General features: G+C 31.4%; 10 protein-coding genes. All 10 read left to right on the forward strand.

All coding sequences use genetic code 11. The features are described 5' to 3' along the window. Positions 1 to 863 (forward strand): hypothetical protein (locus tag EZH24_RS13950; protein ID WP_161976089.1); only part of this gene is annotated, 863 nt, incomplete at its 5' end. A 208-nt stretch (positions 864 to 1,071) separates the two neighbouring features. Continuing rightward, positions 1,072 to 1,638 (forward strand): sulfurtransferase-like selenium metabolism protein YedF, encoded by a 567-nt coding sequence (gene yedF / locus EZH24_RS01885; protein ID WP_137997446.1) that lies wholly within the window; start codon positions 1,072 to 1,074, stop codon positions 1,636 to 1,638. Between the two features lie 23 nt (positions 1,639 to 1,661). Beyond that, positions 1,662 to 2,795, forward strand: a complete 1,134-nt coding sequence (locus EZH24_RS01890) for an aminotransferase class V-fold PLP-dependent enzyme (protein ID WP_137997447.1) — start codon at positions 1,662 to 1,664, stop codon at positions 2,793 to 2,795. Further along, complete coding sequence (locus EZH24_RS01895; RefSeq protein WP_137997448.1) at positions 2,789 to 3,007, forward strand: putative Se/S carrier-like protein; 219 nt, start codon at positions 2,789 to 2,791, stop codon at positions 3,005 to 3,007. Before EZH24_RS01890 ends, EZH24_RS01895 begins: the two co-directional genes overlap by 7 nt. Next, positions 3,008 to 5,482: a TIGR03960 family B12-binding radical SAM protein gene (locus tag EZH24_RS01900; RefSeq protein ID WP_236847034.1), complete on the forward strand. Its 2,475-nt coding sequence runs from the start codon at positions 3,008 to 3,010 to the stop codon at positions 5,480 to 5,482. Between the two features lie 109 nt (positions 5,483 to 5,591). Beyond that, positions 5,592 to 6,296: a 2,3,4,5-tetrahydropyridine-2,6-dicarboxylate N-acetyltransferase gene (dapD, locus tag EZH24_RS01905; RefSeq protein ID WP_137997449.1), complete on the forward strand. Its 705-nt coding sequence runs from the start codon at positions 5,592 to 5,594 to the stop codon at positions 6,294 to 6,296. Between the two features lie 77 nt (positions 6,297 to 6,373). Next, a complete protein-coding gene (locus tag EZH24_RS01910) occupies positions 6,374 to 7,513 on the forward strand; it encodes a pyridoxal phosphate-dependent aminotransferase (RefSeq protein WP_137997450.1) in 1,140 nt (379 codons plus the stop codon). Positions 7,514 to 7,683: 170 nt separating this feature from the next. Further along, positions 7,684 to 9,663 carry a DUF4954 family protein gene (locus EZH24_RS01915; RefSeq protein WP_137997451.1) on the forward strand — a complete coding sequence of 660 codons (1,980 nt, stop codon included), beginning with the start codon at positions 7,684 to 7,686 and terminating at the stop codon, positions 9,661 to 9,663. Positions 9,664 to 9,680: 17 nt separating this feature from the next. Continuing rightward, the gene (locus EZH24_RS01920; protein ID WP_137997452.1) at positions 9,681 to 10,559 is read left to right on the forward strand and encodes a 50S ribosomal protein L11 methyltransferase; all 879 of its coding nucleotides are present in this window, start codon (positions 9,681 to 9,683) and stop codon (positions 10,557 to 10,559) included. 92 nt (positions 10,560 to 10,651) lie between these two features. Then, complete coding sequence (locus EZH24_RS01925; protein ID WP_137997453.1) at positions 10,652 to 12,427, forward strand: GAF domain-containing SpoIIE family protein phosphatase; 1,776 nt, start codon at positions 10,652 to 10,654, stop codon at positions 12,425 to 12,427. Positions 12,428 to 12,576 lie beyond the last annotated feature (149 nt).

A 12,576-nucleotide genomic window follows, 5' to 3' on the forward strand; every position in this document is an offset into this window, starting at 1 on the left:
ATGTCAGCGACCCGAACAATATTCCGCCTGATAACGGGATAAAAACAAACGACATTAAAACGGATACGGGCGATAATGGTGTTAATTTTACTGCAACATTAAATACAAATAGTTTTACGGATTTGATATTTAAAGTCGATAATACGACAAATTCAGTAGTAAATATACTATTCGATTCAGAGCAAAATATTAGCGCAGCCGAAATTACTTCGATAAAAACCAAAGAAGGAGAAACTATCGATGTAGGATTAACTACAGCTGATATTAAATATAATCTTACGACAAAAGAATTGGAAGTTACAGATGCGGCAACAATCGGTGGTAAATTACCAAATAGAGGCGATAAATCTACTATAGTTTTATCGATAAAATTAACTTCAGATGCGACAAATTTAAATAATACGACTACTACGGTAGATGTCGATGTTAATTTAATAAAAACTAAAGAGTTAGACTATACTGAAATATATCAAATATTTAAAGCAATTGGAAACAATTCTGTTGAGAGAGGTTATGATTTCGATTTTAGCGATACTACTACAACTACTTATAGTGAAAATAAAATTGAAATTAAAAATAATTCCAGCAGAGCTACCGATATCAATACTGTTAATCTTAAGCCTGAAACTTTTAAAACTGAAATGGAAGGGGGGTATGGTTTCCAAAAGGCTGCTGTTAAAGCGCTAGGCTATATTTCATCTGCCGTATTTGATGATATAAGCAATATAAATATTCAAGGCACTGTAGCTACATTTTTTGTTACTTTTACTTTCAATCCTGAATACGAACCAGTAAATACAAGATTTCAAATAAATGTTGATGCAGCATATGCAGTAGGTAGTGGAGCGTGGGAAATAAATTAATTTTATAAAATTATTATTAAAGTAAGTTTGAGTATAATGTAAGAATAAGATTAAAAAGTTTTGATTTTTTAAACAGCCTCATGCATCTTTGCATGGGGCTAATTTTTAATATTATAAAAAACAATATATATTTATTGACAGAAAGTTATTTTGATATATTATTTTAACTATTGAAAATTTAAATAAAAATTTAATTCGAGGATTTTTTATGAAGACAATAGACGCAAAAGGTATTCCATGCCCAAAACCTTTAATTTTAACGAAAACCGCATTAACGAACGCCAGTATTGACGAAGAAATCGAAGTTCTTATAGATGACGAAGTGGCTTTTCATAATATAACCGATTTTCTTAAAAATAATGGAATAACTTATGCAAACGATGGATTGAATTTCAAAATCAAAAAGAATAAAGAATTATCCGCCGCAAGTATGGAAAAATCTACAGGTCCAGTAATCGCTGTCGCCGATAAAAAATTTATGGGACATGGAAACGAAGAGCTTGGAGGATTATTATTGAAAGCTTTTTTAGGAGCTTTGAAAGACGCTACGCCAAAACCAGAGGCTTTATATTGTTATAACGGCGGAGTTTTTTTGGGAGTCGAAGAGCCTTATAAAACTTTGCTTAAAGAATTGAGAGAAGCGGGAATAAAAGTGTTTTTCTGCGGAACTTGCGTGAAATTTTACGGACTTAACGATATAAAAGCGGAAGAGCAGACAAATTTACTCGGAATAATAGAGGCTATGGCTAACGCTTCGGCGGTTATAAGAATATAATTTTTTATTTATTTTAATTATAAATGAAAAAGAAAATTTATTATTTCGATAATTCTACGACAAGTTTTCCAAAACCAAAAGAAGTAGCCAAAGAGATGTCAAATTTCATTATGAATATCGGAGGAACTTACGGAAGAGTAAATACCGAAAGAGGAAAAGAAACGACAAAAAAAATCGAAGAATGCCGAGAGTCGATGGCTAATATTTTGGGAGTAAAAAATAGCTCGAATGTTATTTTTACTTCTGGAGCGACAAGGTCTATAAACGACATATTGATAGGACTCGATTTGCATGACACAAAAATTTTAATATCGTATCTCGAGCATAATGCCGTTTTAAGACCTATTTATCAATTAAGCAAAAATAAAAATGTGGAATATCAATTGATTCCTTCAATTGAAAACGGGCTTATTGACATCGAAAAACTTTCTAATTTAATATCAAATACGAAAAATAAAATTTCATTGGCAATAGTTAATATGGAAAGTAATATAAGCGGAGTAATTCAGCCGATTAAAAAAATCAAAGAAGCTATAGGTGATATTCCATTGCTTGTTGACGCCACCCAATCGGTTGGAATTCATACTATTAAAGCGGAAAATTGGAATATTGATTTTTTGGCGTTTACGGGACATAAAGGGCTTTTAGGTCCCACTGGAACTGGCGGATTTTATATTAAAAACGATAAAATATTAAATCCAGCTTATTTTGGCGGAGGTTTTGGAGACGGATATGAAACTCCTTACAGCATCCCCGAAATATACGAATCTGGCACTCCAAATACGGTTGGAATAATAGGACTTTTGGAGGCTTTGAAAAATAAACCGAATTGGAAAATAAATATAGACGATTTAATAGAAACTATAAAAGAAATTGAAAGTATGAATAAATATAATGTTATATGGGCAAAAAATAAAAAATGTCAGGGATTTTTATTTTCTATAACCTTAAAAAATGACGATATAAATATGGCAAATTTAACTTATAAGCTATATAATGATTATAATATAGAATGCAGATACGGATTTCATTGCGCTTTTTTGGCTCATAATTTTTACGGAAGTAAAGAAGGCGCTATAAGATTTTCGTTTTCTCCATATACTGAAAAAGAGGATTTAAAATATTTAATAAACTCGTTAGGAAGCAAATTATGGTAAAAAGTTTTTGTTATTTACAAACGCCAAGAGATTTGATTAAAGCGGAAAAAGTTTTAATGGACGCTGGAATCGAAGTCGTTATTCGTCCCGCTCCAGAGCCTGTTTTCGGAGTATGCAACATGGCTATCGACATAGAAGACAACGATAAAGTTTATATAGTTTCGTTATTGGAAGCGGCGGGTTTAATGGTTAAAGTAAAAGATGTAGAATAAATGAATAATAATTTGAAAGATGAAATAGGCGATATGCGACACGGTCGGCGCGTCTGCGGGCATGTTGCCTCAGGCGCCTACGCGGAAGCGTTAAACCTCCTTAAAACCAGCAATGTAATAAAACCGACAAGATATTTGGGCGGCGAGATAAACGCGATAATCAAGCCCAATGCGGATTTTAAATTTGTAATGTCTTTTGCAGATTTGTATGAAGTGGCGATAAGCAATTTGGGACTTTCTATACTTTACGAAGTTATAAATTCCATCGAATACGCTTCCTGCGAGAGAGTTTACGCCGTAGCTCCCGACTTTGAAAAATTATTAAAAGAAAAAAATATTCCTCTATATACTTTGGAAACTTTTAGCAGAGTGAAAGACGCCGATGTTTTAGGTTTTACTCTTCAATACGAATTGATTTATACGAATATTTTGCAGATTTTGGAATTGAGTCAAATACCGATTTTTAGAGAAGAGAGAGGAGAAGATTTTCCAATAATAGCCGCTGGAGGTCCGAGCGTTTATAATCCTTTTCCGCTTGCCAATTTTATAGACATTTTTTTAATGGGAGAATTCGATTACGAAATAAAAAACTTTGTCGATATAATTTATAATCTTAAAAAAAATAAAGCTACAAAAGACGATATATTAAAAGAATTGTCAAAATTGGAATACGCTTATATTCCGAAATATCCTAAAAAAACCGTGAAAAGAATATTCGTTGAAAATATTAACGATATGCCTTATGTAAAAAAACCTTTAGTGCCGATTTTAGAAGGAATACAAAATAGAATTTCGGTTGAAATAGCGAGAGGTTGCGCTCATAGTTGCAGATTCTGTTTGGCGGGAATAACTTATCGTCCCGTTAGAAATAGAACTATTGAAAAAATAATTGACATTGCGATGGAATCTTTGGAAGCTACGGGTTTTGGAACTTTGAATTTATTTTCGCTTTCGGCTGACGATTATCCTAATATATTCGATTTGATTGATTATCTTCAAACTTTGGGAGAGCATAAGGGCTTTTCTTTGTCTCTGCCTTCTTTGAGAATAGATTCTTTCGATAAAGAAACGGCAAATAGAATAGCGCAATTTAAAAAAACGGGTTTAACATTCGCGTTGGAAGTCGGAAGCCATGAATTGAGAGAGAAAATAAACAAATCGATGGACGAAGACGCAATATTTAATATTCTTTCCGATATTCAAATTATGGGATGGAAAACGGTAAAAATTTATTTCATGATTGGCTTTACAGAAAATCCCGACAAAGAAGCGGACGAAATCATTGAAACTTTGGAGAAAATGATAAAGGCGTCAAAAAATAAAGTAAAAATAAACGCCGCGATAAATGTTTTCGTTCCAAAGCCTCATACTCCGCTTGAAAATTTGAATCAGCTTACGGACGAAGAAGCGATTGTTTGCATAGAAAAAATAAAAAACAGATTCAGAAAAACAAAAGTTACGATTAAATATCATCCTCCAAGAATGGCGGAAATCGAAGGAATAATATCGAGAGGAGACGAAATTGTCGGAGATATAATTTACGAAGCATATAAAAATGGAGCGAGATTTGACGCTTGGGTTGAATATTTTAAATACGATATTTGGAAAAAAGTCATTGAAGATAAAGGACTTACGATAAAAGAATTAATTTCAAAAAAGAAAGAAACTCCATGGAAATGCGTGGACACTCTTATAAGTCAAAAATTTTTAGGCAGAGAATACGAAAGATTTCAAAACGGAAAATTTACCGATTATTGTTTTACGGGAAATTGTCAAAACTGCGGAATTGATTATAAAACTTACTGCCATAAATATAAAAAGGAAATATTAAATAAAAATTTTGCGGAAATGAAAGAAGAATTGAAGACTTTGAAAAAGAGAGATGTTTTTTCAGTCAATTATAAAATATTTGCGAAATTCAAAAAGGAAGGAATTTCATCTTTACTCGGAATGCATGATTTATCTCGAATTATGATTTCTGCCTTGAAAATTGCGGGAGCGAAAATATCTTTGAGCAAAGGTTTTCATCCGCTTGAAAAAGTTTCTTTCACTCCGCCGACTCCTTTTGCCTGCGAAAGCGAAGCGGAATTTATGGAAGTTAGTTTAACCGACAATATAGATATAGATTTATTAAAAAATAAAATAAATAATCTGCTCGCTCATATTGGAATAAATATTTTAAAAATTGAATTTATTACGATTAATCTAAAAAAAATTAATACCATCCCAAAAAATATTTTATACGAAATAGAAACGAATAACGATAAAGCGGCGTTCGATTTGCTTAAAAATAAAGAGAAATTAAAAGAAAGCGAAGAGCGAAACGGAGATTATTTGATTATAATGGGTGAAAATAAAATATTGATTACTTTGCTTGACGGAAACGAAAAATTGATTCGAGTGCGAGATATAAAAAATTATCTTCTTAAAAAAAATATTGTTATTAAAAGAATAAAAAAAATTGGATTTAGTTGAAATTAATCAATTTGCATAATTTTATTTTTCATGATACTATATAGAGTATTTAAATTTAAAATTTAAAAATAATAATTAAAACAATAAATTAAAAATAGGAAAAATAAAAATGAATATGTTGGAAAAATCTGAAGATATAATAGCCTATATAAAAAATTCCAAAAAGAAAACGCCCGTTAAAGTTTATATAAAAGGAAAATTGGAAAATATAAAAACTGACGCTAAAGTTTTTTCTTTTGGAGATTTTTATTTTATAGTCGGAGATTACGAAGATATAAAATCAATTTTGGAAAATAATAAAAACATGGTAGAATATTATCATTTGGAAAACGACAGAAGAAATTCTGGAGTTCCAACTTTGGATTATTTGAATATTAACGCGCGAATAGAGCCTGGAGCGATTATAAGAGATAAAGTAAAAATCGGAGACAACGCCGTTATTATGATGGGAGCGATTATAAATATCGGAGCGGAAGTAGGCGAGGGAACTATGATTGATATGGGAGCAGTTTTGGGAGGACGAGCCATAGTCGGCAAAAATTGTCATGTCGGAGCTGGAGCGGTTTTGGCGGGAGTAATCGAGCCTCCTTCGGCTAAACCCGTTATAGTCGAGGATAATGTTATCATTGGAGCAAATGCCGTCATAATCGAGGGAGTTCATATTGGGAAAAACGCGGTAATCGGAGCGGGAGCGGTTGTCATAGAGGATGTGGAAGATAATCAAGTTGTAGTTGGAAATCCCGCAAAAGTCGTAAAAAATGTCGATGAAAAAACTGCGAATAAAACAAAATTAGTTGACGATTTGAGAAAATAAATTTTTTATTTTTAAATAAAATTAATAAAATTTTTTAATAGATTTTAAATTTAAGAATTTCAATGAAAGGAGAAATCATGAACGAAAGCTATTTAAATAAAAATATTGTATCAGTTCCTTATTCTTTGATAAGAGATTTAACGGAAAAAGCGGAAAAAATTAAAGACAGCATAACGCTTACGATAGGAGAGCCAGATTTACAGCCTCCGAAAGAACTTATAGAATACGGATGCGAATATGCGAAAACTCATAAATTAACTTATACGCATGCTGGCGGTGGCGAAAAATTAAGAACTTTAGTCGCGGAACATTATAATAAATATTACGGAGCGAAAACAAACGCTAACTGTGTCACGATGCATATAGGTTCGATGGAAGGACTTTCTTCAATATTAAAGACGATATTAAATCCCGATGACGAGGTTATACTTCCTACTCCGTTTTTCTCTCCTTACGAGCAGATTATAAAAATAGCGCATGGGAAAGCGGTTTATTTGGATACGAGAGAAGATAATTTTGTAATAAAACCAGAAGCGATAGAAAAAGTTTTGACAAATAAAACTAAAGCGATTCTTTTCAGCAATCCTGGAAATCCTTCGGGCTATATGTTGAAAAAGGAAGAGGTTGACGAGCTTGCCGAGTATTTCGCCAAAAAAAATATTTTCGTAATGGTTGACGAGATTTATTCTGCAATTTCTTTTTATCCTTTCGTTTCTTTTGCCTCTTACGAATCGATAAAAGATAAAGTTATAATTTTAAACGGTTTTTCAAAATCGCATTCTATGACGGGATGGAGAATCGGATACAGCATAGCGCCCGCGGAAATAAGAAAATATATTTTAAACGCGAGTTTTAATAATGTGGGAAGTATGGTTTCTTTGTCCTGCGCAATCGCCGAATACGCTTTGGAAAAATTTCCCGTTATAACCGAATTCAGAGATATTTATAGAGAGCGAGCTTTGACTATGTCGAAAGATTTAGCCGATTTGGGATTTGAAATCATAGAACCGCGAGGAGCTTTTTATTTATTTGTCGGATACGGTAAATTTTCAAAAAAATCTTCTTTGGATTTTTCTTTGGAATTATTGGATAAAACTGGAGTGGCTGTAGTTCCAGGGATAGCTTTTGCCGAAGACGGATATTTTAGAATTGCGCTCACTCAAGATATGCCTTTACTTAAAGAAGCGGTTAATCGTATAAAAGGTTTTATAGGATAAATATACTTCTTTTTCTACCGAGAAAAAAGAAGCAAAAACAATTACAAATGTAGGATGCTGTTTTTTAATAAGTTAATAATAATTAGGAATTTTATTTATTGTCATTTATCAATAAATAATTTATAATCTCTAATATTAAATCAAATAGTTAAACGAAAGGAATATATCTAATGACTTATAAATTCTCAAAAAAAGATAAAGAATTTAGAAAATTAAAGAAAAACGAAATTGAATTTTTGAAAAGTCAGGGATGTATTTCTCAATCTTGGGATAAAATACTTATAAAAAATGTCGATTTAAACAGAATAAAAGATGTTTCGTTTCATGGAAAAATAAAAATTAAAGAACTTAACGGAAATGTTTCTTATCATAATAAAGTTAAAGTAGAGGCTTCAATCACAAGAGCCACTTTAATCGATGTAATGATAAACGGAAATGTATATATAAATAATGTCGGAAGGCTTATCGCAAATTACGAAATAGAAGACGGAGTAATAATAGAAAACGCGGGCGCAATTTATATGGAAGGAGAGAGCAGTTTTGGAAACGGAGTAGAAACTTCGCCGATTATGGAAGGAAACGGAAGAAGCGTAAAAATATTTAATAGGCTCAATTCTCATATCGCTTATATTGTAGCTATGTATAGACATAATTTTGTTATGCGGGAAAAAATAAATAAAATCATAGAAAATTATTCTTATTCAAAAATTTCAAAATTCGGGCTTATAAAAAAACATGCTAAAATAATAAACGCGAGATTGATAAAAAACGCTCATATAGACCCTTATACTACAATCGAAAATACGGACGAAATAAACAATACTACAATAATTAGCGCAAAAGAATCTCCTTCATATATAGGAACTTCCGTAATATTAAAAGATTGCATAGTTTTGAAAGGCGCGCATATAGTGGACGGAACGGTTATAAAAAAAGCGTTTATCGGAGAGGGAGTCAAATTGGGAAGACAATTTTCATGCGAAGATTCTTTATTATTTGCAAATTGCGAAGGCGAGCATGGAGAGATGTTTTCGATATTTGCGGGACCTTATACCGTCACTCATCATAAGGCGACTTTGCTTATAGCGAGTCATTTTTCTTTTTTTAACGCTGGAAGCGGAACTAATCAAAGCAATCATATGTATAAACTTGGACCTTATCATCATGGTTTTATGGAGAGAGGATGCAAAACGGGAAGCAATTCTTATATACTTTGGCCATCTCGAATCGGCGCTTTCTCCACCGTTATAGGAGCGCATTACGATAATGTGGATTCTTCGGATTTTCCATTTTCCTATATAACCGAACATGGCTATCATCAAACGAGATTGATTCCCGCTCTCAATCTTTTTGGAGTAGGGCTTACGAGAGACGAAAATAAATGGATTGAAAGAGACAGAAGAACGGGCGATAAAAAAGATTTGATTATATTCGAGGTTTTCAGTCCTTATACCGTTTCCAAAATGATTAACGCCGAAAAAATTTTGAAAGACATAAAAAACGATATAAAAGACGGCAAAGACGATTTTGTTATGTATAAGAATATGATAATAAAAATCTCTTCTTTAGATAAATATTCTCAAAGATATTCGATTGCGATAGATTTATATTTATGCGGTAAATTACTTGACTTTATTAAAAATTGTAAAAATATAAACGATATAATTGAAAATTTGAAATGCGAAAAAATTTATAACGAATGGGTTGACGCTGGCGGACTTATATGCGCAAAGGAAAGGTTGGATAATATTATTAAAGATATTGAAAACGACAAAATAAAAGATATAGAAGATATATTAAAAGCTTTTGAAAATCTATATAATAATTATTATGCGGATGAAAAATCTTGGGTTATCGACATAATTAAAAAAAGATATTCTATAGAAAATGTCAATAAAGAAATAATAATAAAAATATTAAATGAATATATTTCGCTTTTAAAAACTTCTTACGACATTTTATATAGAGACGCTAAAAAAGAATACGATATTTCTAAAATGGTTAGCTGCGGAATAGACGATAGAAATGTTATGGAAGAAGATTTTAAAGCGATAAGAGGAACTGTCGAAGATAACGCATTTGTAATAAAATATAAAAAAGATATGGACGAAAAAATAAAAGATATTAATAAAATAATAGAATTGTTATAAATACAAAAGGAATTTTAATGAAATTATATTCTCTATCTTTTAAAGTGGATTTTGGATTTGAAGATATATTGGAAGCGATTATTGAAAGCGGGAAATTGGATATATTGGGTTATAATATCGAATATCCTAAAAACGACAAAAAAGAAAATATTGCAATAGTAAATATATATAATGAAAATAATAAAAAACTTGAAAATAATTTGAATATTATAAAAAATTATTTAGAAATAGATTATTCCTACGAAATAAAAGAACTCGATTCGGATAAATATTTAACTTCTTATATGGAATATCTCAAGCCTTTTAAAATCGGAAATATAACGATTGTTCCTAATTTGAAAGATTATAAAGATTATTATAACAATTTGGAAGAGCCGATAATTTATATTGCCAAACAATACGCTTTCGGCAGCGGAACTCATGAAACCACTTATTTGGCTTTGGAAACGATTAACGAATATTCTTTAGAAAACGATATAAAAACAAAAAGTATTGCCGATATTGGATGCGGAAGCGGAATATTGTCTTTATTTAGTTATAAACTTGGAGCGAGAAATATATTTTCCGTTGATATAGATAGCGATGCGGTTAATTGTTCTTTAGATAACGCGAAATATAACGATATAAATTTGGATAATGTTATTTTTGGAAGCTCAAAAGATTTGAATAATATGAATTTAAAATTCGATTTGGTAGTCGCAAATATAGAAACCGATATATTGATAGAAATAATGTCGGATTTGAAAAAGTTATTAAAAGAAAATTCTTGTTTAATATTATCGGGAATTTTACTTGAAAAAGAATCTTATATTAATAATGCAATAAGAGAGCATGGATTAAAAATTATAAATAGAAAAAGAAAAAACGATTGGGTGGTTTTATTATTAAGCTTATAAAATTTATAATTTATATGAAATAATATTGACTATAAAATATGCTATGATATAATGAAATTAATTCGTTTATTAAAATTTGGTAAGAGGTTTTTGTGGATATATACGATTTGATTAACGAGCCTGAAAAACAACTCGAAGTATTTTCCGATATAATAAAAAAAATGAACAATATCGGCGATTATGAAGAAACTTTGGTAAATATATTGTCCGAAATAAAAAACATAATGCTTACAGATACGATTTTATTATATTTGATAGACCAAGAACTTTATAATTTGAATTATGAAATGTCAATAGGAGCTTTGGGAAGCAAATTTTTCGGCTCGATAATAGACGGAGAAAAACCTTTGTCCGTTCGAGCCTATACAACTTCGGCGTCTTTATATTCCAACAATCCGCAGGACGATTCGGCTTTTATTCCTATAAAAGAAATTTTGAAAGAAGATTTAAAAAATATATTATTCGTTCCTCTTAAAGCGAGAAAAAAAAATATAGGCGCGTTATTTTTGATAAATAAAAAAGACGGCAAATTTGTGGAAAACGACACGATTATAATGTCGCTATTTTCAAGCGTAGTTTCTTTGGCTCTTATAAATAAAATGACTTACGATAAAGGGCAGTCGAGAGCTTACGAAGTCGGCGCTTTATACGAGATGTCCGTTTCAATAAATAAATGCGAAACTATAGAAGATATTTTAAATAATAATATAAGTATCGTTTGCGAGGCTTTCGAGGCTCATAGAGTTTCTGTAATTTTGAAAGACGAAAACGGAATGTTTAGATTCAAAGCGGGAATTGGAATTGACGAAGAAGTTCTTAAATATGGAGTGATAACTACCGAAGATAATGTTTTGGGAGAAATTTTAAAAACGGGAAAATCGGTTTATTCTGTGAGCGTTTCAAAAGATTACAGATTTAAGCCAAATAAAACTTTAAGATACACGAGAGACAGTTTTATAGCGTCTCCGATAATCGGAAAGGATGACGATATTATAGGATTTTTATGCGCGACAGAAAGAAGCATAAATAAGGCTTTCAATTTAAGTAATTTGATGCTTCTTGAAATGCTCGCTCAACAAATTTCCGAAAATTATATGCATGTGTTTTTATCGGAAGAATCGAAAATAAAACAATCTTTAACCGAAGAAATTAATTATACCGAACAACTTCAAAAGAGCATTCTTCCGAAAGAATTTCCAAATAAAAAATTATTCGATGTGGCGGCTACAAGCATTCCAAGTAAAAATATTGGAGGCGACTTTTACGATTATATGAAACTTAAAGAAGGAAAATACGCGTTAATTATAGCGGATGTTTCTGGAAAAGGATTAAACGCGGGATTTTTCATGGTTATGACGAGGAGCATTTTAAGAGTTTATTCTTCCCAAATGGATAATCCCGCGAAAATTTTGGAACAGACGAATAAACATATATTTTACGATTCAAAAAAAGGCATGTTCGTCACTTGCTTTTTGGCTATAGTCGACACAAAAAATAAAACGATTACTTATTCGAACGCTGGACATATTCCGCAGTATCTGGTAAAAAAGGCTTCCGTAAACGAAGATTATATAACCGAAATGTATGTCGGCGGAAAACCTTTGGGATTTGTGGAAAGCGCTTCGTATAAAAACAAAAAAATATCTTATTCAAAATCGGACACTATAGTAATGTTTACGGACGGAGTTACGGAAACATTTAACGAAAATAGCGAAGAATACGGGGAGAGCAAATTAAAAGATATTCTTAAAAACGAATACGACAGTTCGAGCGAATTATTAAAAGATATAGTCGATGAAACGATTTATTTTAGAGCGGATGCGCCGCAGTTTGACGATATAACTCTTTTAATAGCGAAATTTTTATAATTTTTGTCGTCTGCCCGCTTTTAGCAATTTTTAAGGTGTTGACATTTTTTTTTAATATGTTATAATTTTTCCATAGTTAAAGATATTCCGAGATAGCTCAGTCGGTAGAGCAGGTGACTGTTAATCACCGGGTCGCAGGTTCGAGCCCT

Origin of the sequence: Brachyspira catarrhinii, from assembly GCF_005518285.1 — a bacterium.
GTDB lineage: Bacteria > Spirochaetota > Brachyspiria > Brachyspirales > Brachyspiraceae > Brachyspira > Brachyspira catarrhinii.